19 protein-coding genes, 2 tRNA genes and 1 riboswitch are annotated in these 21,107 nt (G+C 69.3%); of the genes, 13 read left to right on the top strand and 8 right to left on the bottom strand.

What is annotated here, in order from left to right; all coding sequences use genetic code 11:
* The first annotated feature begins 143 nt into the window (after window positions 1–143).
* The 3 genes from rpoD to OIE13_RS20360 all read left to right on the top strand — a co-directional run bounded on the left by rpoD (window position 144) and on the right by OIE13_RS20360 (window position 3,297).
* A complete protein-coding gene (rpoD, locus tag OIE13_RS20370) occupies window positions 144–1,280 on the top strand; it encodes an RNA polymerase sigma factor RpoD (RefSeq protein ID WP_326647010.1) in 1,137 nt (378 codons plus the stop codon).
* 157 nt (window positions 1,281–1,437) lie between these two features.
* Window positions 1,438–2,736, top strand: a complete 1,299-nt coding sequence (locus OIE13_RS20365) for an MGH1-like glycoside hydrolase domain-containing protein (RefSeq protein ID WP_326637500.1) — start codon at window positions 1,438–1,440, stop codon at window positions 2,734–2,736.
* A 99-nt stretch (window positions 2,737–2,835) separates the two neighbouring features.
* The gene (locus OIE13_RS20360) at window positions 2,836–3,297 is read left to right on the top strand and encodes a hypothetical protein (protein WP_326637502.1); all 462 of its coding nucleotides are present in this window, start codon (window positions 2,836–2,838) and stop codon (window positions 3,295–3,297) included.
* 131 nt (window positions 3,298–3,428) lie between these two features.
* On the opposite strand, the gene OIE13_RS20355 is transcribed toward OIE13_RS20360, so the two are convergent.
* Entirely contained in the window at window positions 3,429–3,728 is a 300-nt protein-coding gene (locus OIE13_RS20355) for a YtxH domain-containing protein (protein ID WP_326828566.1), read from the bottom strand.
* A 173-nt stretch (window positions 3,729–3,901) separates the two neighbouring features.
* Here OIE13_RS20355 and OIE13_RS20350 point away from each other — a divergent pair.
* From OIE13_RS20350 to OIE13_RS20325, 6 genes are all read left to right on the top strand, one after another.
* A tRNA-Asn gene (locus OIE13_RS20350) sits at window positions 3,902–3,977 on the top strand.
* Between the two features lie 276 nt (window positions 3,978–4,253).
* A complete protein-coding gene (locus OIE13_RS20345) occupies window positions 4,254–5,462 on the top strand; it encodes a nitric oxide synthase oxygenase (protein ID WP_326828565.1) in 1,209 nt (402 codons plus the stop codon).
* 236 nt (window positions 5,463–5,698) lie between these two features.
* Window positions 5,699–6,874 carry an agmatinase family protein gene (locus tag OIE13_RS20340; protein WP_326637506.1) on the top strand — a complete coding sequence of 392 codons (1,176 nt, stop codon included), beginning with the start codon at window positions 5,699–5,701 and terminating at the stop codon, window positions 6,872–6,874.
* On the top strand, window positions 6,874–7,878 hold the full coding sequence (locus OIE13_RS20335; protein WP_326830303.1) for an ABC transporter substrate-binding protein: 1,005 nt from the start codon (window positions 6,874–6,876) through the stop codon (window positions 7,876–7,878). The genes OIE13_RS20340 and OIE13_RS20335 overlap by 1 nt, the downstream gene beginning before the upstream one ends.
* 16 nt (window positions 7,879–7,894) lie before the next feature.
* Window positions 7,895–8,845: an ABC transporter permease gene (locus OIE13_RS20330; protein WP_326637508.1), complete on the top strand. Its 951-nt coding sequence runs from the start codon at window positions 7,895–7,897 to the stop codon at window positions 8,843–8,845.
* Entirely contained in the window at window positions 8,842–9,609 is a 768-nt protein-coding gene (locus OIE13_RS20325) for an ABC transporter ATP-binding protein (RefSeq protein ID WP_326637510.1), read from the top strand. Before OIE13_RS20330 ends, OIE13_RS20325 begins: the two co-directional genes overlap by 4 nt.
* Window positions 9,610–9,786: 177 nt before the next feature.
* Here OIE13_RS20325 and OIE13_RS20320 read toward each other — a convergent pair whose 3' ends face one another.
* Window positions 9,787–10,308, bottom strand: coding sequence for a DUF402 domain-containing protein (locus OIE13_RS20320; protein WP_326637512.1), 522 nt, complete (start codon window positions 10,306–10,308; stop codon window positions 9,787–9,789).
* Between the two features lie 52 nt (window positions 10,309–10,360).
* Window positions 10,361–10,473: riboswitch (SAM riboswitch) on the top strand.
* A 149-nt stretch (window positions 10,474–10,622) separates the two neighbouring features.
* Here OIE13_RS20320 and OIE13_RS20315 point away from each other — a divergent pair.
* Window positions 10,623–11,357 (top strand): FAD/NAD(P)-binding protein, encoded by a 735-nt coding sequence (locus tag OIE13_RS20315; protein WP_326828563.1) that lies wholly within the window; start codon window positions 10,623–10,625, stop codon window positions 11,355–11,357.
* A gap of 223 nt (window positions 11,358–11,580) precedes the next feature.
* Window positions 11,581–13,290 carry a methionine--tRNA ligase gene (locus OIE13_RS20310; RefSeq protein ID WP_326828562.1) on the top strand — a complete coding sequence of 570 codons (1,710 nt, stop codon included), beginning with the start codon at window positions 11,581–11,583 and terminating at the stop codon, window positions 13,288–13,290.
* Between the two features lie 128 nt (window positions 13,291–13,418).
* Here the strand turns inward: OIE13_RS20310 and galK are convergent, their stop codons facing one another.
* Window positions 13,419–14,567: a galactokinase gene (gene galK, locus OIE13_RS20305; protein ID WP_326828561.1), complete on the bottom strand. Its 1,149-nt coding sequence runs from the start codon at window positions 14,565–14,567 to the stop codon at window positions 13,419–13,421.
* A 149-nt stretch (window positions 14,568–14,716) separates the two neighbouring features.
* Here galK and OIE13_RS20300 point away from each other — a divergent pair.
* Window positions 14,717–14,790: transfer RNA gene (locus OIE13_RS20300), tRNA-Ile, on the top strand.
* Between the two features lie 46 nt (window positions 14,791–14,836).
* Here the strand turns inward: OIE13_RS20300 and OIE13_RS20295 are convergent.
* The 3 genes from OIE13_RS20295 to OIE13_RS20285 all read right to left on the bottom strand — a co-directional run bounded on the left by OIE13_RS20295 (window position 14,837) and on the right by OIE13_RS20285 (window position 15,878).
* Entirely contained in the window at window positions 14,837–15,088 is a 252-nt protein-coding gene (locus OIE13_RS20295; protein ID WP_326830302.1) for a hypothetical protein, read from the bottom strand.
* A 236-nt stretch (window positions 15,089–15,324) separates the two neighbouring features.
* Complete coding sequence (locus tag OIE13_RS20290; protein WP_326637522.1) at window positions 15,325–15,567, bottom strand: GntR family transcriptional regulator; 243 nt, start codon at window positions 15,565–15,567, stop codon at window positions 15,325–15,327.
* A gap of 32 nt (window positions 15,568–15,599) precedes the next feature.
* Window positions 15,600–15,878, bottom strand: coding sequence for a hypothetical protein (locus OIE13_RS20285; RefSeq protein WP_326637524.1), 279 nt, complete (start codon window positions 15,876–15,878; stop codon window positions 15,600–15,602).
* Window positions 15,879–16,492: 614 nt separating this feature from the next.
* Here OIE13_RS20285 and OIE13_RS20280 point away from each other — a divergent pair.
* On the top strand, window positions 16,493–16,996 hold the full coding sequence (locus OIE13_RS20280; RefSeq protein ID WP_326637526.1) for a cellulose binding domain-containing protein: 504 nt from the start codon (window positions 16,493–16,495) through the stop codon (window positions 16,994–16,996).
* Between the two features lie 89 nt (window positions 16,997–17,085).
* Here OIE13_RS20280 and OIE13_RS20275 read toward each other — a convergent pair whose 3' ends face one another.
* Both OIE13_RS20275 and OIE13_RS20270 read right to left on the bottom strand, forming a co-directional pair.
* The gene (locus OIE13_RS20275) at window positions 17,086–17,835 is read right to left on the bottom strand and encodes a hypothetical protein (RefSeq protein ID WP_326637528.1); all 750 of its coding nucleotides are present in this window, start codon (window positions 17,833–17,835) and stop codon (window positions 17,086–17,088) included.
* A 140-nt stretch (window positions 17,836–17,975) separates the two neighbouring features.
* Complete coding sequence (locus OIE13_RS20270) at window positions 17,976–21,029, bottom strand: AAA domain-containing protein (RefSeq protein ID WP_326828560.1); 3,054 nt, start codon at window positions 21,027–21,029, stop codon at window positions 17,976–17,978.
* Window positions 21,030–21,107: the final 78 nt, after the last annotated feature.

Genomic DNA, 21,107 nt, shown 5'->3' with positions numbered 1-21,107 from the left:
TGGCTTTAATATCCGCGAGGCGATTCCACCAAACCCGAATAAGGTCTCGATCCGATAATGATCGCGGCCTTACCTTCGGTGACAAAAATAGGTCTGCCATTTAGGGGACCCAATACAGCAGACTGTCTCCCGTGGGTGCATCGGTGCTGCCAAGTGGGCCGCCATCGGTAGACCAGGTGGCCGACCTCGTCACGAAGGGAAGAGAGCGCGGAAGCGTCACGGTCGATGACGTGGCCGCCGCTCTCGACAAGTCCGAGCTGCCGTCCGACGCGCTTGAGCGCGTCGTTCGCATGCTCGCCGAGCAGGGAGTGGAGGTCCTTGAGCCCCAGAGCGACGAGGAGCCCGCCCGGTCCGATGAGGAGGATGTCGGAAAAAGGGCTCCTACCAGCGATCTCGTCCGGATCTACCTGCGGGAGATCGGCCGTGTGCCCCTGCTCACGGCCGAGGAGGAGGTGGAGCTCGCCAAGTCCATCGAGGCGGGCCTGTTCGCCGAGGACAAGCTGACCAGCGTCGTCTCGCGTCTGGTCTTCCCGGAGTTCAAGGAGCTCGCCTGGCAGGGCACACGGGCCAAACAGCGGCTGATCGAGGCCAATCTGCGGCTGGTCGTGTCAATCGCCAAAAGATATGTGGGACGCGGGATGCTGTTCCTGGACCTCATCCAGGAGGGCAACCTCGGGCTCATCCGGGCGGTCGAGAAATTCGACTACACCAAGGGCTACAAGTTCTCCACATATGCCACCTGGTGGATTCGCCAGGCGATCACCAGGGCCATCGCGGACCAGGCGCGCACCATTCGGATTCCGGTGCACATGGTCGAGACGATCAACAAGCTGGTGCGCGTCCAGCGTCAGCTTCACCAGGACCTCGGCCGCGAGCCGGCGCCCGAGGAGATCGCCCTGGAGATGGACCTGCCGATCGACAGGGTGATCGAGATCCAGCGGATCGCCCAGGAGCCGGTCTCGCTCCAGTCGCCGATCGGTGAGGAGGACTCCGACCTCGGTGACTTCATCGAGGACGCGGACGCGGTGGTCCCGATGGAGGCGGCGGCCTTCATCATGTTGCAGGACCAGCTCGACGACATCCTCGCGACGCTCTCAGATCGTGAACAGCGCATCATCCAGCTGCGCTTCGGGCTCGCGGACGGCCACCCCCGGACGCTGGAGGAGGTCGGCAGGGAGTTCGGCGTGACGCGTGAACGCATCCGCCAGATCGAGTCGAAGACCCTCGCCAAGCTACGCCACCCGACGAGGGCGCAGATGCTTCGCGACTACCTCGACTGAGGAGCCACACGGCGCGGCCCCGGGAACCCAGGTTCCCGGGGCCGCGCCGTTTCGCGGCCTTTTTCCCGCATCGTTTCGCGGGCCTTTTCCCCGCATTCGGAAAGGCCGGGGCGACGCTGGACTGTTCTCCTGGCCGATACAGGCGCAGACTGGGCGAATGGAGTCGCGAGCGGCGGTCGACGATGCCGCGCTCGGGCGCGAGGCGTGGTCCGTGCTCGACGCGAACTCGACGGGGGCCGCGACCGTGCCCGCGCCGGGCCTCTACCCGCACCAGTGGAACTGGGACTCGACCTTCGTCGCGATCGGCCTGGCCCGCTGGGACACCCGTAGGGCCGGGACCGAGCTGCTCAGCCTGCTGGCGGGGCAGTGGCACACCGGGATGGTGCCGCACATCGTCTTCCAGCCCGCCCACGCGGAGGTCTACTTCCCCGGCCCGTCGGTCTGGCGCTCAAAGGAGCACCGAGCCTCTCCCAACGGGGTGTGCACCTCCGGGCTGACGCAGCCGCCGCTGCACGCGCTGGCCCTGTGGTGGGTGTGGAGGCACGCGGTCGACCGTGACACGGCCGCGGCCCTCGTACGGCGGATCTACCCGATGCTGGTCGCCCAGCACGACTACCTCGCCACGTCCAGGGACCTTGGCGGGGGAGGGCTGGCCGCGATCGTGCATCCATGGGAGTCGGGGATGGACGACAGCCCCGTCTGGGACGCCCCGCTGGAGGCGCTGCCCCCGGTCCGCCACGCCTACCGGCGGGAGGATCCCTCCCAGCGGCATCCCGACAGCCAACACGACCGCTACATGGCGCTGGTCCTGGGCTACCGGGACTCCGGCTACGATCCGGCCTATCTGAGAGACGAGCACCCGTTCGCGGTCGAGGACCCGATGTTCAACGGGATCTGGCTCGCCTCCTGCCAGGCTCTCGCCGAGCTGGCCCCCGTGGCCGGCGCGGACGCGGGCCCGCACCGGGAGGCGGTGGAGCGGATCCGCGCGGCGCTGCTGGACCGGCTCTGGGCCGACGGTGTCTTCCACGCCCGTGACCTGCGCGCGGGGCGGCTCAGCTCCATCCGCACGGTCGGCTGTTTCGGGCCGATGCTCGATGAGGGGCTGCCGGCCGACAGGGTCGCGGAGCTGGTGGGGGTGCTGGAGTCGGCGGGCTTCATGGGAGCCGCGGGGTACCCGGTGCCGAGTTGCGAGATCCGCGCTCCGCAGTTCGACCGGTCCTGCTACTGGCGCGGGCCGTCCTGGGTGAACACCAACTGGCTGCTGCGGCGGGCGGCGGCGGTGCACGGCCTGGCGGGGCTGGCGCGGGTGCTGGGCTCGCAGACCCTGCGCCTTGTACGGCAGGCGGGTTTCCGCGAGTGCTTCGACCCCTTCGACGGCAGTGGGCGAGGCAGCCGGGACTTCTCCTGGTCGGCCGCGCTCACCCTCGACCTGCTCGCGGATACCGTGGAGTGTTGAGGTACGGCCATCGCCGGACACGACACCGAACCTGCGGGGGGTCGCGCCGCGTCTCCTCGTGGGCGCCGCGCCCGAGCTCTCCACGCTGTGAGGATTCAGATGAAGCTCTTCCACCGCCTGCCCGCCGAGGTCCGCGGGGCCGTCGATCCCGGCGACCGGGTGCTCACCTATGCCGAAGGCCCGGACGGCTACGTGATCGCCGCGGACAGGGCACTTTACCTGGGCGGCGAGCGCCTGCCCTGGTTCCAGGTGGACCGCGGAGCATGGGACGAGGAGGGGCTGACCGTCGTCACCACCGACGGGCGGTCGCACCGGGCGCTGCTGCCCGAGCCCGGCAGGGTCCCCGAGGCCGTGCGGGAGCGGGTGACCGCCTCGATCGTGGTCAACCAGTACGTCCCGCTGGACGCGCGAGGGGGAGTGCGGCTGGTGGCGAGGAAGGCCGACGCCGACCGGCTGGTCTGGGAGTTCGTCTTCGACGCGGGTCTGGACCCGGACGACGCCGGGTTGCGCGCTCTCGCGGAGCAGGCGCTTGAGGAGACCCGCAGGAGCTTCGGCGTCTGAGCCGGGGGGCCGGGGTGCCCGGACACGCGAAAGGCCCCTGGCGGGGCCTTTCGCGCCGGAGGGCCGCGCTGCCCGTGGGTGCCCGGAGGGCCGCGCTGCCCGTGGGCGCCGGCCGGGCGGCACCGGCGGGATCAGTGGGGTGCGTCGGTCCTCTGGTTCTCCGGCCAGCCGGTGCCCGTGTCGTCGTGCCGGCCGTTCGCCGACTGCATGAACGGCAGCCGGTTTCTGGCCGCGTCGCCCACCTTGGTCCTCGCCGCACCGGTGGCCCTGGAGACCTTGGCGCCCATCAGGCCGGCCGTCTCCTGCACGGTGGGGTTGTCGACGACCCGCTGGGCCATCCTCTTGATCTGCTCGTAACGCTCCCGTCCGGCGCGGCTCCCCAGGATGTAGCCGGACGCGAATCCCACCCCGAACATCAACCGATAACGCATGTCCACCTCCACAACCATGTTCCGCCGGCCGCCGTCCTGTGATCACCTGCGGATAGCCACTCGTCTCGCACCTACCCCGGAGTATCGATGCGACACACACCCATGGAGTGCGCTAATCTATTCCTGCGCCGCAAGGAACGGGGAGCACCCGGCCCGACCAGCGCAAAGCGCAATCCCGTGTAGCTCAATCGGCAGAGCAGCCGGCTGTTAACCGGCAGGTTATAGGTTCGAGTCCTATCGCGGGAGCCAGCGTCAAAGCCCCGGAAGCCCAGCTTCCGGGGCTTTTGGCGTCTCACGCCCAGGTTTGGCGTCTCACGCCTGGGTTTGGCGTCCCCCCATGCCCTGATTCGGCGGACAAACCACGGTGAATCACAGAAAATAGGGGAGGCCGTGCCCGGTGTCGCCGCGATCGTGGCGAGTGAACCGGTGCGCGGTCGCCGCGGACAACAGCGATCGCAGCGGGGAAGGGCCGCCGCGTTCAGGGCACCACGCCGCCCGGAACGGTAGTCGTGCTCGTGAGCCACAATGGGTGGTTTTTCTGTGCTGACCTGGCGAAGGTCCCGGCGGCGTGCGCCGGATCCGGCCCACGAGGTCCCCAAGGTCCCCGAGACGCCTCCAGTCGACGTGATGGCGGCGGCCGAGGACTACCTGAGGCTGTTTCACGCGGAGAATCCCGGCACGGGGGTTCTACGGGAGCGCCTGCGCGAGATCCGGCGGGAGATCGCCGACACGGGAACGTACACGCACACCACCGGCGAGCTGATCTTCGGCGCCAGGGTGGCCTGGCGCAACAGCGGCAGATGCATCGGGCGGCTGTACTGGCGCTCGCTGCGGGTGCGCGACCGGCGGCACGTCACCACCGCCGAGGGGGTCGCCGTCGAGTGCGTGAACCACCTGCGGGACGCGGCGCCCGCCCGCCGGATCCGCCCGACGATCACCGTGTTCCCCCAGGACCGACCGGGGGCGCCGGGACCGCGGATCTGGAACGAGCAGCTCATCAGATACGCCGGGTACCCGACGGCGGACGGTTCGGTCGTCGGGGACCCCCGCTACATCGGCTTCACCGCGATGCTGCGCGAGCTGGGCTGGCCCGGCGGCCCCGGAAGCCCCTTCGACGTCCTCCCACTGGCGATCTCGGTCGGGAACAGGCCGCCGCTGCTGTCCGAGATCCCCGGCGACGCCGTGCTGGAGGTCGCGCTCTCGCACCCCAACCACCCGTGGTTCGAGCAGCTGGGGCTGCGCTGGCACGCCGTGCCGGTCATCTCGAACATGTGCCTGGAGATCGGCGGCGTCTGCTACCGGGCGGCGCCGTTCAACGGCTGGTACATGGGCACCGAGATCGGCGCCCGCAACCTGGCCGACGCCGACCGCTACGACCTGATGCCGTTGATCGCCCAGCGCCTGGGGCTGAACACCGGCACCGACCGCTCGCTCTGGCGGGACCAGGCGCTGGTGGAGCTGAACGTGGCGGTCCTGCACTCCTTCGAGCGGGCGGGGGTGACGATGACGGACCACCACACCGAGGCCAGGCACTTCCTGATCCACCTGGAGCGCGAGGAGCGGGCAGGCCGGGTCTGCCCCGCGGACTGGACCTGGATCGTGCCGCCCATGTCGGCCTCGGCCACGCCGGTCTTCCACCGCTACTACGAGGACAGGCGGCTGTCACCGAACTTCGTCCACCACGCCGACTCCCTGAGGTGTGCGCTTGGTCACCGGACTGCAACGGGAGGTTAATCCAGGGGAAACGTGCCGGCGGTGCACTTGCAGTGACCCACCGCATGGTGGGGCGCATCTAGGGTTCCGCCGCCGCCGACGCCGGGCGTCACGACCGTGAGGCCGTACGGCGACGGCGCGGGACTGGTCCGAGAGGTGCAGGCGGCCGCGTGGCCGTTCCACGGCGGGACAAAAGCCCGGGAGGCCGGCCGATCCCGGCTGTCCTCCAGCCGGGGTCCGAGCTGATCGGAGCTCCCATGCACTGGCACCCGTCCGCTTCCGACCCCGCCCGCCAGGGCCCCTCCGGCGCGGCCCCCTCGGGCCCCGACAGGTACGGTCCCGAGGCCCGCTTCGCCGTCGACCGCGAGGCCGAGCTGCCCACCACCAACTGGGAGCGCGAGGTCGCCTGGGCCCTGGAGGTGGGCCTGCAGGGCGCCGACTCCATCGTCGACCGGCGCATCCCGACCTTCTCCCGCGGAGAACTGCCGCACTTCGCCGGGATCAACACCTTCCTCAAGGCTCCGTACGTCGAGGACGTGCGGCGCTGCGGCGCGTACGACGTGGCGATCCTGGGCGCGCCGTTCGACGGCGGCACGACCTACCGCTCGGGCACCCGCTTCGGCCCGCAGGGCATCAGGAAGATCTCCGCCCTGTACGGCCCCTACAGCTTCGAGCTGGGGGTGGATCTGCGCGAGTCGATCACGATGGCCGACCTCGGGGACGTGTTCACCATCCCCGGCAACATCGAGAAGACCTTCGACCAGATCTCCAAGGCCGTCTCGCACGTCTACTCCAGCGGGGCGTTCCCGGTCGTGCTGGGAGGCGACCACTCCATCGGTTACCCGACCGTGCGCGGCGTGGCCGAGCACCTGTCGGGCAACCTCGGGATCATCCACTTCGACCGGCACGTGGACACCCAGGAGACCGACCTCGACGAGCGCATGCACACCACGCCGTGGTTCCACGCCACCGACATTCCCAACGTGCCGCCGGAGAACCTGGTGCAGATCGGCATCGGCGGGTGGCAGGCGCCCCGACCTGGGGTAAAGGTCGGTCGTGAGCGCGGCACCACGATCATGACGGTCACCGACTGCGTGGAGATGGGCATCGAGGCGGCGGCCGAGCGCGCGCTGGAGGTCGCCTGGAAGGACGCCGAGGCCGTGTGGCTCTCCTTCGACGTCGACTGCCTGGACGCCGCGTTCGTCCCCGGCACCGGCTGGCCGGAACCCGGCGGCTTCCTGCCGCGCGAGGTCCTGAAGTTCATCCAGATCATCGCCGACGCGGCGCCGCTGGCCGGGATCGAGGTCGTGGAGTGCTCGCCACCCTACGACAACGCGGAGATCACCTCGCTGATCGCCGCCCGCGTCATCTGCGACACCCTCGGCTGCCTGGTCCGTTCCGGGCACCTGCCCAAGAGGAAGGGAACCGCGTGATGCTCCGCCGCCTGCTCGTCTCGCTCTGCCTGCTCGCCGCCTGTGCGGCGTGCGCGTCCACCCCCGGCGGGTCCGCCGGGCCGGCCGCGTCCGGCGAGAAGAAGGCTCTCACCCTGGGCTTCTCCGCCTGGCCCGGCTGGTTCCCCTGGCAGGTCGCCCAGGAGAAGGGGCTGTTCGCCAAGAACGGCATCAAGGTCGAGCTGAAGTACTTCGACAGCTACACCGACAGCCTGACCGCGCTGGCCACCGGCAACGTCGACGCCAACAGCCAGACGCTCAACGACACCCTCGCCTCGGTGTCCGGCGGGGCGAAGCAGACGATCGTGCTGGTCAACGACAACTCCACCGGCAACGACCAGATCATCGCCAGGTCCGGCATCTCCACGGTGGCCGACCTGAAGGGCAGGACCGTCGCGGCCGAGCAGGGCACCGTCGACCACTACCTGCTGCTGCTCGCGCTGCGGAAGGCGGGGCTGACCGAGAAGGACGTCACCTTCAAGCCGCTGCCGACGGACGCCGCCGCGGCGGCCTTCAAGGCGGGCCAGGTGGACGCGGTCGGCGTGTTCGCGCCCTTCACCACCACCGCCCTGGGGCTGCCGGGTTCCACGGCCATCGCCACCTCCAAGGACTTCCCCGGCGCGATCCCCGACCACCTGGTGGTGGCCGGCTCGCTGGTCGCCGAGCGGCCGCAGGAGGTGCAGGCACTGGTGAAGACCTGGTTCGAGACCCTGGAGTGGATCGCGGCCAACAGAGCGGAAGCCACCGCGATCATGGCCAGGCGGGCGGGGGTGAACGAGGCCGACTACGCGAGCTACGACGCGGGAACCACGATCTTCTCCCTGGACGACAACCTGGCCGCCTTCGAGCCCGGCGACACCGACGACCACCTCGACCACCAGGCCGCCCTGATCGCGAAGTTCCTCGTCGCGTCGGGCCTGGCCGACACCGAGCCGTCGCTGGACGGTCTTTTCGAGCCAAGGTTCGTCAGGAGCCTCAAGCCGTGAGTGCGGGAGCGCCGATATGGAGAGCACACCGGGCGACGACCGATTGTGGCCGGGGCGGGTTCAGCTCGCCCTGCTCGCCACCAGGAAGGTCGCGGCAGTCATGAGCGTGAGGACCGCGGAGTCCGTCGCGCCCCCCGAGGTGGGGCGGCGAGCCTGGGAGCCGCTGCCCCGGCGCGCGGGCCGGCCGGGTCCGGCCTGGAAGCGGAGCTCCGGGGTGTCCGTCCGTGCCCGCTGGGGTCTGCGGGCGGCCTCGGTACTGGTCCCGCTCGCCCTCTGGACCGTCGTCAGCATGGCGGAACTGGTCGATCCGACCTTCCTGCCGTCCCCGCTGGCCGTCCTGGAGGCGTTCGCGGAGATGCTGGGCACCGGCCTGCTGCTCGACGACACCCTCGCCAGCCTCGGCCGGGTCGGGGCCGGGTTCGGGCTGGCGGTGGCGATCTCGGTGCCGGTGGGCGTCGCGATGGGCACCTCGGCCGTGGCACTGGCCCTGCTGGAACCGGCGGTCGGCCTGCTCCGCTACATGCCGGCCGCCGCGTTCATTCCCCTGCTGATCATCTGGCTGGGCCTCGGCGAGCCGTCCAAGGTCGCGATTCTGCTGCTGGGCGTGGTGTTCTTCAACACGCTGATGGTCGCCGACGCCGTACGGCGGGTGCCGGGCGAGCTCGGCCAGGCGGCAGCCACCCTGGGCGCCCGGCGTGGCGAGATCCTCAGGAAGGTGATCTGGCCGTACGCGCTCCCGGCGGTGGTGGACGCGGCGCGGATCAACGCCGCCGCCGCGTGGAACTTCGTGGTGGTGGCCGAGCTGATCGCCGCCGAGTCCGGGCTCGGCTACCGGATCATCCGGGCCCAGCGGTTCCTGCAGACCGACAAGATCTTCGCGGTGCTCATCGTGATCGGGGTGGTCGGCCTGCTGATCGACGTCGTGCTGCGCGTGCTGCGCGACCGTCTCGGAAGGTGGACGGCATGACCCTCGTGCTGCGCGGCGTGGCCAAGGACTACGGGACCACCCGCGTCCTGGACGGCATCGACCTGTCGATGGAGCCGGGCGAGTTCGTGTGCGTGGTCGGGGCGAGCGGCTCGGGCAAGTCGACGCTGCTGTCGCTGATCGCCGGGCTCTCCCCGGCCAGCGCGGGCTCCATCACGCTCGGCGGGGCACCCGTTGTCGGCCCCGGTCCCGAGCGCGGGCTGGTCTTCCAGTCGGGAGCGCTGTTCCCCTTCCTCACCGTCGCCGAGAACGTGGCCTTCGGACTGCGGCTGCTGCCGATCTCCGGGGCCGACCGGGAACGGCGGGTTCGCTGGTATCTCGGCGAGGTCGGGCTGTCGTCCCTGGCGGACGCGCTGCCCCGGCAGCTGTCCGGTGGGCAGCGCCAGCGGGTGGCGATCGCCAGGGCGCTGGCGTGCGAGCCGGCCGTGCTCCTGCTCGACGAGCCGTTCGGGGCGCTGGACGTGCAGACCAAGGAGGACATGCAGCTCTTCCTGCGCGAGGTGTGGCGCGACACGGGCACGACCGTGCTGATGGTCACCCACGACGTGGAGGAGGCGGTCCTGCTCGCCCAGCGGGTCCTCGTCTTCGCCTGCGGGCCCGGCAGGGTCGCCGCCGAGGTCCCGATCGACCTGCCCGCCTACCGGGCCCTCGCCGTCAAGCGGACCTCCCTCTTCCTGGGCCTGCGCGCCACCGTCGAGGACCTGGTCCGCTCGCACATGCTGACACCTGGGAAGGAAAAGGTGTAGAACGACATTCTGTGGCTCTCCGGGCGGGGAGCTCCTGTGGCTCTCCGAATGGGGAGCTCCTGTGCGGGAGCGCCCCGAGGGCTTCCGGGAGGGAGAGGCGATGGTCGACTCCTTCACCCGGCCGGACTTCGCCGAGGGCGTCGCCGGCTTCCCGCCGCTGTAGTCGCTACGACGCTCTCAGCTGACCAGGGTGAGCCAGTGCGGGGCGGTGTCGAAGGGGGCCGTGCGGGCGGCGACGGCCTCCATCAGCCAGGCGGCCGAGGCGCGGGCGCTCCGGACGACCTCGGGCGGGTAGGCGTACCTGACCCTGTGCTCCTCGAACTCGTCCTCGTCGTCCAGGAAGACCCGGCTGGTGCGGCCCCTCGCCAGATCGCGGCGCGTCCGGATCACATCCAGGTCCAGGTCGATCATGGTGACCTCGCCGTCTCCCCATATCGGCACCGTGGAGATGTCGCAGTAGATCTCGTGCTTGTGCGGGGCGGTGTTGAAGGCCGCGGTCCACCAGGCGTCGTGGGGGAAGAGCATCACGAACGGGTGAGGCCAGGCGATCTCGGGTCCGTCCCCCTTGCGACCGCTGGAATTGGCCACGCAACCGGTCCATACCCCGTGCTCGTCCTCGCCGAGCAGCAGGCCGCGGTGGTGCCAGTGCAGCGATCCGTCGTACTTGCGGTAGACCACATTCACCGTCTCATAGGGCATTCCCCGACAATAAGGCTTGACAGAGATCTATGTATTTCCTACTTTATAAGTAGGTTACGAGCGTCAGTGCGGAGCCCCGGCTGGCTGACCGGCAACCCTCGCACCGCGGCGGGGTGCCCCCGGGGGAGACCTGGCGGCACGGTCGGCGTGCCGCAAGCGCGGACCCCCTCACCGGGGTCACCGAGACATGCCCGGGAGAGCCACATGTCGAAGATCAGCACATCGAACCAGGCGAGCCCCGCCGGCCTCGACACCTGCCGCCCCTTCCCCGGGATTCCCGCCGAGCCGGGGCAGTGGCACCGCAGAGCCGCCGTATGAGCGCCTCGATCGCCGTCGTCGGCGCCGGCCCGACGGGCACCTGCCTGGTGGAGCGCATCTGCGCCAACGCCGCCGACCTGCTCGGCTGGCCCTCGCTGGACGTCCACGTGATCGACCCCCACCCGCCGGGCGGCGGCCGCGTCTGGCGCCGTGACCAGCCCGACCTGCTCTGGATGAACTCCGCCGCCGCCGACGTGACGCTCTTCACCGACGAGTCGGTGCGCTGTGAGGGGCCGATCCGTCCAGGCCCCACGCTGGCCGAGTGGCTCGGCGGGGACCCCGGCACCTTCGCCTCCCGTCCGGCCCAGAACGGCTACCTCTCCCACGTCTTCAGGCACGCGGTGGCGACCGCACCGCGCGGGGTCCGGGTGCACGTGCACCCCACCCGCGCCGTCGATCTCGCGGACATCCCCGGCGGTCAGGCGGTGCTGCTGCAGGACGGCCGGACGATCGAGGCCGACGCGGTGATCCTGGCTCAGGGGCACGGCGACGTGATCCCGAACGGGGAGGAGCGGGCGCTGGCCGACCTGGCCGCGCGCGACGGGCTGCGCTACCTGCCCACCGCGCCGGCCAGCGGCCCGGCCAGGGCCATGCCGAGGGGCGTCAGCCCGATGGAGAGCAGCCAGTCGTACGCGGACACCCGTGAGATCGCCTCGGTGGGGATGTGTTCCTGCACGGCGGTCTCCCAGAGCGGGGACATGAACGCCAGACCGCCGGTCATCAGCCCGTAGGTCGAGGTCGAGGTCGCGGTCGAGGTCCGTGCCGGAGGCGGATTCGGAGGCCGGGACGGGCTCGGAGCGCGGAAAACCGCATGTCGAACCGGGGAACGGATCGCTAGCATGAGAACATGACTTTCCTGGTGATGCTCTCCCCCTGAAACCGGGGTCGCCTGACGTCTTCTCGAGGCCCTGAAACGGGGCCTCGATCTGTTTTCGGGCTTCAGCGGAGGTTCCGATGTCCCGAATCCTGCTCACCACGACCATCCCGTACATCAACGCGCGCCCCCACCTGGGCTTCGCCCTGGAGCTCGTCCAGGCAGACGTACTCGCCAGGCACCACCGCCTGCTCGGTGACGAGGTCAGGCTTCAGACGGGCACCGACGACAACTCGCTCAAGAACGTGCGGGCCGCCGAGGCCGAGGGGATCTCCGTACGGGATCTCGTCGACCGCAACGCCGCCGAGTTCGCCCGGCTGGCGGGACCGCTCTCGCTCTCCTTTGATGACTTCATCCGTACCAGCGCCGACCCCCGGCACCGGCCCGGCGTCGAACGGTTCTGGCGGGCCTGCTCCGCCGACCTGTACCGCAGGCACTACGAGGGCCTCTACTGCGTCGGCTGCGAGCAGTTCTACCCGCCCGACGAACAGTGCCCCGAGCACGACGCCCCCCTCCAGCACGTGTCCGAGGAGAACTGGTTCTTCCGCCTGTCCCGCTACCGCGACGAGCTGTACAGCCTCATCGACAGCGGCCGCATTCGTGTCGAGCCCGCCGAGCGCCGCAACGAGATCCTCACCTTCATCGCGGCTGGGCTGTCCGACTTCAGCGTTTCTCGATCCCAGGCGCGGGCGCGTGGCTGGGGCATCCCCGTGCCGGGCGACCCCGGACAGGTGATCTACGTGTGGTGGGACGCGCTCGGCAACTACCTGACCGCGCTGGACTACGCGAAGGGAGAGCACGGCCGCTGGTGGTCCGGTGCCGACCGGCGGATCCACGTGCTCGGCAAGGGCGTCCTGCGCTTCCACGCGGTCTACTGGCCGGCGATGCTGCTGTCGGCGGGGGAGTTGCCGCCGACGGACATCCTGGTCCACGACTACCTGACCGTGGACGGCCGGAAGATCAGTAAATCGGCCCGCTACGGTGTCGCCGGCGGGCAGGGTGCCTCCGCTGCTCCTCGCGGTGTGGGCGTCTCCACCGGAGCCTTCGACGTCCCGGGCGGTTTCGGTGTTCCGGGCGGCCCTGGAGTCTTGGGCGGTTCCGGTGTTCCGGGCGGCCTCGATGTCTCCGGCCACTCCGGTGGCGGCCCCGTGGGAACCGACCTCTCGGCCGTCGACCCGATCGGGCTCGTCGAGGTGTACGGCGTGGACGCGGTCAGGTGGTGGCTGCTGCGCGAGGTGCCCAGGTGCGGCGACGTCGACTTCACCGCGAGGCGGCTCGTCGCCCGCCACGACGGCGAACTGGCCGACGGGCTGGGCAACCTCGTCAACCGGGTGGTCAGCATGGTCCACCGATACCGGGGCGGAATCGTGCCCGAAGAGCGTGAGACGGCTCTGGACGAGGTCAGAGGTCATGCCCGAGGCGCGGTGATCGAGGCTCTGGAGGTGTTCGACTTCCGCGCGGCCACCGCCGCCGTCTACGCGGTCGCCGAGGAGGCCAACCGGTACGTCAACCGCACCGAGCCGTGGCGCCTCGCTCGCGAGGGCTCGCCCCGGCTCGACGAGGTCCTCGGCACCCTCGTCGCCACCTGCAGGGAGCTGGCGGACCTGCTGTCCCCCTTCCTCCCGGACGCCTCGGCGCGGATCGCCGGCCAGTGCAGGGGAGAGCGGCTTGCCGACCCGGTCCCGCTCTTCCCCCGCCACCGCCCCCGGGGTCCCGCCCCGGCTCGAGCCCCCGCCGCAGGAGTTGCGGGAGCCGCGGGAGTCGCGGGAGTCGCGGGAGTCGCGGGCTAGCAACGGCCGGGAACGTTCACCCGGCTGAGCGGTCCGCGATCCACGGATACGGGCCTGGCCGGAGCGGCGGTCACCGCACTGGGGAACGATGCCGAGGCAGAGCACGGGGGCATGTGCTCGCGTGCGGGTCAGATCAGACGACGGGCTCCCGCTGCCGGAGTCGCCGGGTAGATCTCCGGTGCGGCCCAGCCGCGCTCGGCCCAGCCGCGCTCGGCCCAGCCGCGCTCGGCGTAGGCGCGGGTAACGGATTCCCGCACGGACTCCACCCGCTCGTCGGTGACCAGTGCGATCGCCGAGCCGCCGAACCCGCCGCCGGTCATCCGAGCTCCCCGGGCACCACCCCTGACCGCCGACTCCACGGCCACGTCCAACTCGGCGCAGGACACCTCGAACTGGTCGCGCAGCGACAGGTGGGAGGCGTTCAGCAGGGCGCCGATCTCCCGTACCGCCCCGGCCCGCAGCAGCCCGATCACCGCCTCGACCCGGTGGTTCTCGGTCACCACGTGCTGGGTGCGCCTGCGCTCGTCACCGCTCAGCCTGGCGAGGGCGCCACCCAGGTCGGTGACGTCGCGCAGCGCGTCGACGCCCAGGTGCTTCGCGGCGTTCTCGCAGTCACGGCGGCGGCGGGCGTACTGCCCGTCGGCGAGCTCGTGGTGCACTCCGGTGTTGATGATGAGCAACTGGAGGCCGTGGCTCGCCAGGTCGAACGGGATGTTCCTGGTGCCGAGGCTTCGGCAGTCCATGAACAGGGCCTTCCCCTCTTCGCCGAGCGCCGAGGCCGCCTGGTCCATGATCCCGCACGGTATGCCCACGAAGTCGTTCTCGGCCTTCTGTGCGGCCAGCGCGATCTCCATCTTGGTGAGGCCGAGCCCGTACAACTCGTTCAGCGCCGTGCCGACGACCACCTCCAGCGCCGCGCTCGACGACAACCCCGCTCCCTGCGGCACGTCCCCGCCGATCACCACGTCCGCGCCCCCGACCCGGTGCCCGGCCTCGCGGAGCACCCAGAACATCCCGGCCACGTAGCGGGCCCAGCTCTCGGCCTCGTCGAGCGTCGCGAGCGTGACCGGCTCGCCCGCCTGCAACGACCGCAGCCGGATCACCCCGTCCTCGCGCGGCGAGGCCGCCGCGGTCACCCCCCACGGCACCGCGAACGGCAGCACGAACCCGTCGTTGTAGTCGGTATGCTCCCCGATCAGGTTGACCCGCCCCGGCGCGTGCCACACCCCGGCGGGCTCCGTTCCGTACGACTCCCGGAAAGCGTCAATAACGCGCATGATCCAACACTCCTCAACAAGGTCCACCGTCAGGGTAGCGAGTCCCCTGGAGCCGGGTTTCGCCAAAGGTCACATCTTGAACCGTCCCGCCTGGCAAGTGTGCGAACAGCGCCCACGTTTGGTTGAATGCCGCAGTACGGTGTGCACGAGGGGCGGTAGCTCAGCTGGTTAGAGCAGGGGACTCATAATCCCTGGGTCGCGGGTTCGAGTCCCGCCCGCCCTACCCTCGTAGAAAGCCCTGATCAGGCTTCTGACCTGCGGTTTCTATCTTAGATGACCTTGCCGGTCTGCCGGACCATCGCCGGTCCGGCTCTGAGATGATCTCCAGGTGGACCATTGCCGGACCATGCGTGTTGATCATGGGGTCTCAGGCCACCGATCCGCAGGCGACGCGAAGGTGCCCCGCGCCTGAATCGTGAAGACCCACCCCTCCTCACGCAGAAGCGGACGGCCTGGCGGACGGTCTCCCGGGCGACACCGTGCACCTGAACCATCCGAGCCTCGCTCGGGATCGGCGTCATCGGCTCCAGCTCTCCGGTGCGGATCTGCTCGCGGGTGATCCGGGCGATCTGGCGGTACTTTGGTTCCGGGTCGAAGTGATCAACGGCCATGATCTTGAACGTAGTGGTGGACCTGGTTGACCCCCTCTCGGCTACGTACGCACTCTGTGCGCTGCTGCCGGGTCGCCGGTGAACATCCTGCTCCAAGTAGTCCAGACGCATGAGAGCCCCGGCGCCGGGGCTCTCATGCGTCTGGACTACTGGTCGGCCGGTGGAGCCACGAACGTCCCGAGTCCACGCACTGAGTAGGCGATGCCTTCCTCGCGGAGCCGAGTGAGGATCTTCTGGGCGGTGTTCGGGGCGATCTCGAACTCGCGGACCAGCTCATGCTGCGACGGGAGTTGGGTGTCTGCAGGGTAGGTGCCGTCCGCAATGCGCGCTTTCAAGATCTCGGCGATGTCGGTCTCGACGGTGGAGACGCGCTCCTCGATGTACGGCATGGACTCAGGATAGGACGTCGCGGGCAACCCGGTCAGTCCTTGTGGCCGAGGAACCGGGCGCCCCAGCGCACGAAGTGTCCCTTGCCGTCGCAGGCGCGAGCCAGTTCGGCCGCTAGGACGACCACCTCATCCCGAACAGCGTCCCCGCCGAGCTTCTCGCGGGCGATGGTCATCCACTCGGCGAAGTCGCCTCGGCGGTTGAGGTAGTCGCGGGCGGTCTGTGCGGCGGGCGGGGCCTCCAGGGCCGCGCCTCGGGGACGGAGGACACGGGCGGGGCCTTTCTCGCCTCTGCGGACGCGGAAGCTGCCCAAGGCTTCCCGGACGGCGGGCGATGGCGGCCTCGCGCTCCTCGGGGGTCACCGAGGGCTCGTCGGAGGCCGGAGCCTGCTCAGGGACGACGGGCGGCGGCTGGGCCTGGCGGGGGCGTAGGCGGCGCGGCGTTCGGCGGCGGCCCGGACTCGGTTGAGGAAGTCGGGGAGGTCGCCGTTTGTGATGACGGCGTTGACGAACGGTCCGAGACTGATGACCGGATCTTGCGGATCTCGAAGTCCATCGCACTCCCCGAGCTGGGGTGTTGCGACGACCACTAGAACGGAAGGTTCGTGGTCGGGGGCGCTTTCGTCGTGTCCGGCTGTCGCTGATCGTTTGCGGCTGACCGTGCCGAATGTGTGCCCAAGCTCGACGAAGATCATCGATTCCCTCGCAAGGGGCACCAGGCCGGACCCGGGGCCCGATGCACGTAGGGCAAACCGTGGACGGCTCGGTACGGTCGTTGATCTCGCGACCGGGGGGAACAGGTGATCGGTCCCAGAGTCAACTCTCGGTAAAGAAATCAAGGATTGTATGACCTGGTCAACGCACCTATTGACCAAAACTATAAGGATTCAGTAGAAAGCTCCGTAAACCCGGATGGAGGAGCTCGAACATGCGAAGTCGACTGGTCGGCGCCCTGGCCGCGGTGGTTCTGGTGCCGACGGTCGTCGCGATCCCAGGGGCCGCGACCGCCGAGACGGCCGGGGCCCCCACGTGCGCGGCGACGTACAAGGAGATCAACTCCTGGTCCTACTGGGAGAACGGGGCCCGGGTGACCGACAACATGGTCAAGATATTGATCAGGAACACCGGCACCTCGACCATCAACGAGTGGCAGTTGACCTGGACGTGGCCGGGCGACCAGAAGGTCACCATCTATCTGGCCGGCCGGATGGACCAGTCGGGGGCCGATGTGACCGTGGACAGCAACGGGTCGTGGAATCCCGTGAAGCCGAACGCCACGGTCCGGCAGACCTTCATCCAACGAGGGGCTTCCGCCGTCCCTGTCCCGGTCGTGACCTGTGCCCCCCGTCCGGTAGCACCTCGGGTACGGATTGACCATGTCAGGGAAGGCATGGCGGTGACGCCCACTCGTACGCCGTCTCCCTGGGCATGAACCCGCGGCCCACGCACAGGTCGACGGCAACCGCTGTACTCGCCCGCCGGGCGGGGCCGTGCTCATCCTCTGAGACGTGCCGGCACGGATCAGGCGACCTTTGAGGAGGGGGCCTTCCAGGTGTTGCACGCGCCCGGCTTCTTCGACGCGTAGCCCTGCTTGAACCAGTGGAGACGGTTGGCGGGCTTGCCGTACCAGTTGAACCTGGCGTACTCCTTTGGCGTCTCGGCGGTGAGGAGGGGCTTCCAGTTCTTGGCCGAACGTCCCAGGCTCTTCATGGAGATTCCACCCAGGCAGTCGGCCTGCAGGTAGTAGCGGTGCATTTGCTCGTCGCCGTCACCTACCTCCTCCCGGCTGGCCGGCAACGCCCACCAGGCCTCGCTGATGCCTGTCTGCGCCTGGATGAATCCGGCGTACGCCCGGGTGACCTCGACGAGCATGGCCTGGTCGGACTTGGCGTTGATCCAGTCGGAACCGAGTTGCACCTGAATGGAGCCGTAACAGGAGGCGGCGAAGGAGCCGGACACCTGCAGGCCGGTGAGGCAGAGACCGTTCTCGACCTTGGCCTTGATGCTCACCCCGGCCGGGACGAAGTCCTTGATGGTCTTGCGCCAGGCTGAGTTCAGGCAGCCGACGACCTTGGTCAAGTACTTCGTGGTGGAGGCCTTGGTGGTGCCCTTGGTCACCTTGCAGGAGACCGTGGGAAGGCTGCCCTGCTTGTAGAGCGGGTTGTGGGTCAGCTCGGGAGCCCCGACGATGGGACCGGCCGATGCGGTGGCCGTACCGGCGAACAACAGGACGAATACCCCAGCGGTGGTCGCCAATGTGCGAATCATCATGAAACATGATCGTAAGGGCAGGCAGCAGCTGAGGAGTGTCTCATTGTTTGACTTCCAGTGGGTTCGTTCGGGGGACAAGTGGGGGAACGGCGGAGACCTGGATGGCTACACCAGCGAGCTGCTCAAGTGCGCCGGCACTGTCAGTTCCGGGCCGGAGGAAGCCAACGCTGGACCAGGTGCCGTGGGACGGTGGCATCGACATGCCACAGCTTCCTCGCCCCGTGCCACTGGGGGCGTATCCCGGCGGCCTGTAGCGCGTGTTTGAACTCGTCCTTCTTGTCGAAGGGGACCTGTATGTAAAGGCGTCCGTCCAGCACGTCGCCGGTTCTGACATCGGGAGCCGAATCCGGCTCCGGCGACGTCTGTTTCCAGGTACGGGCAGGACGTTCCATCCGTGCGCGGTCGACGATGTGACGAACCTGCCGACAGGAGGACGGGTCGGTGATTCGCATCATCAGGTCGGTGGCGCCGGTGTTGGCGAGGAGGTTGAGCGAGCCGTGCCACAGCACGGTGTCGTCGACGATCATGACCTTCTCATGCATGCGCTCGCGTACCGCGACCAGGCAACCGGCGGCCTCAAGGTCTCGTACCAGAGCGCGCCTGCGCGGATCGTCGGCCTGGTCCCGGGTGTGGACGGTCACCTGCACTCCGTTTTCGATGCGCGGGGTGAGATGCCGCAGCCATCTGCCGACGGGGACCGGGTCCAGGAAGGCGCAGTAGATCTCGATGCTGCGCTGAGCTTGTTCGATGTCCCACGCGATGGCGCGGGACACCTCGTCGGCGGGGAAGAACGCAGGCCGGGCCAGCTCGTCCTTGTCCAGCCCGGCCAGGTCGGCCGCGCAACGGAACGGCACGAGCTCGTCCACCGAGAGCAACCGCGCATGGCGCTCCAGGTGGGCGAGCATCTGTGCGGCCTCACTGCCCGGACTGAGGTTGTCGTGCAGGAACAGGGTGTCGGCGACGACGACGAGATGGTCCTGCGCCCGGCTGAGGGCCACGTTGAGTAATCGGCAGGTGGAGGATGACAGGCCCGAGCCCTCGTAGAAGTAGCCGAGCCTGTCGCCCGCCCCGGCCACGGTATCGATCACCACAAGAGGGCGCTGGCTGCCCTGGAATCGGTGGACGGTGTCCACCAGCCCCTCGTAGCTCTCGCCGAACCGATAGGTCAGGCTGTTCCGCAGCGCCTTCACCTGGTCTCTGAACGGAGCGATCACGGCCAGCCGGTCGGCCGGCCGCTCTCCGGCGGCCAGGTTCGTCCACTTGCGAGCGGGCAGGACCTCGTCGTACTGCAGGCCTCGGACAAGCTCATGAATGACCGCTTCGTGCACCGGGTTGGTCTTGTGCCCGTTGCGGCGGCCTTTCGGGTTGGGCAGGCGGCGCGGGGTGGTGTCGACAAGGATCAGCGGGCCGTCGATCAGCGGCGAGTGCGGGAGACGGCTGCGGTCACCGCGTCCGGTGCGCAAGGGCGCGTCGGGGTAGGCGACGACATTGACCACCTCGCAGATCGACGGGCGCATACGGTACTGCGTGTCCAGGCAGACCATCCGCCGGTCCTGACGGGCCGAGCCCACCGGGTCCACCAGCCCGGCCGTGGCGAAGACATCGCGGTCCATCCAGAGCACAGCGTGCTGCCTGTCCTCGGGGGAGGCCTCCCGGTCGCCGGAGGACTTGGTCACGGCGGGTAGCTGCCGGAAGTCACCGGCGACGACGACCCGCCGGGCGGCGAGTCCGGCGGCGCACCAGGCCGAAGGGGTGTTCACCATCCCGGCCTCGTCGATGACCACCACGTCGATCGAGTCGAGCAACGTGCGGGACTGTACCGCCTTGGCGACGGTGGCGCCCATGACGCGGCAGTTGCTCCGGACCGCTTCGGTGATCTTCTGCTGTTCCTGCTCCAACGCGCTGAGTTGTTGTTGAAGCCTCTCAACGGCGTCTCGAAGAGGACCGGGCGGGGGAACTCTCCGCAGCCGACCGTGCAGCACGGCCAGCTCCGGCTCACGTTTGGCGACCTCGGTGGCACGGTTTCGCTGTACGGTCAGCGCGGTGTGCAGCTGCTGGTCGAGCGCGGCGACGGCGTTCCGATGCGTCCGGTGCACGCGGCCGAGGTCGTCGAGCTTGGCCTGTTTCTTCTTGGCGAAGAGCCCGGAAGGGGTGCCGATCTTGTGAATCTGCTGCTCGGTCCTGGCGAGGGCGGCCTGCCCGGCCTGGATCTGCCGGCGCAGGGCGGCGGCGTGCCGCCCGGCCTCGTCGCGTCGCGCGCTCAGGTCCCGCAGTTCGCCTGAGACGCGCTCGGCCTCGGCGTGGAGTGCGAGGTCCTGACGCGCCGCGTCCAACAGTTCGCGCGTTTCGGTGATCCTCGCGGTCACGGCGGCGAAAAGTCGTCCGGCTATCCGTCCGGCGTTGATCTGGTCGCCGAACCTGGTGGCCAGGGAGGCGAGTTCGATGTCTCCGGCGCGCTGCACGAGCCCCGTGTCGAAACCCTCCTCACCGGAGAGCAGGTCACAGATCCGCTCCAGCGCCTGGTCCACGGCGACCTTGGTCGGAGCGACGAAGAGCACCCGCATCCCCTGCCGGTAACAGCCCTCGACGATGGAGGCGACGACGTCGGTCTTGCCGGTTCCCGGTGGTCCCCAGATGAAGGTGAGCTCGCTGTCGAGAGCCTGCTCGATCGCCTGCCGCTGCCGGGGATTGAGTTCGCGTTCGCGATACCCCCGGATGAAACGTTCCGGGGTGGCACAGCGGTTGACACGCGGACTTCCCTGGCCGAGCATCCAGCCCGCCGTGGTGAGATTGACCAGACCATCGCTCCCGCCGGCGGATTCCAGCCGCTCGGCGAGGGCCTCCATGCCCGCCGACTCGTCCTTGCGCAGCTGAGCGTTGTCGGGCCGGCTGCTCAGATCGGCCGCAGTGCGGACCGTGACCTTGCCGTCGGGCATCCGCACCGCCTCGGCGCTCACCCACGAGGCGCGGGAACGTGAGAGCCTGACGAGCAGTTTCTCCCCGGAGAACGAGTCCTTCCAGCTCCTGCAGGAGAACAGGTACTCCTGGATCTCCCCGTCGCCTCCGACCCTGCGTCCGGTGGTCAGTGAGACCTTCTCCCCGTCGCCGTCGCTGCGGAGTTCGGCGGTGATCTCCAGGCGTACGGCCCGTAAGAGATCGTCGACGGGAAAGGGTCTCTGCTGCGTGCCTGTCATCGCGCTCCCTCTGGGGGTAAGGAGATCAGCGTGCCGGTACAGATCAGAAACGTACCCTTGCTGAGCAGGAGCTGAGGA

The sequence above is a fragment of the Streptosporangium sp. NBC_01810 genome, assembly GCF_035917355.1.
In the GTDB taxonomy this organism is placed as follows: Bacteria; Actinomycetota; Actinomycetes; order Streptosporangiales; family Streptosporangiaceae; genus Streptosporangium.
Note: the sequence above shows the minus strand (reverse complement) of the source record. Positions and strands in the feature narration are given on the sequence as shown.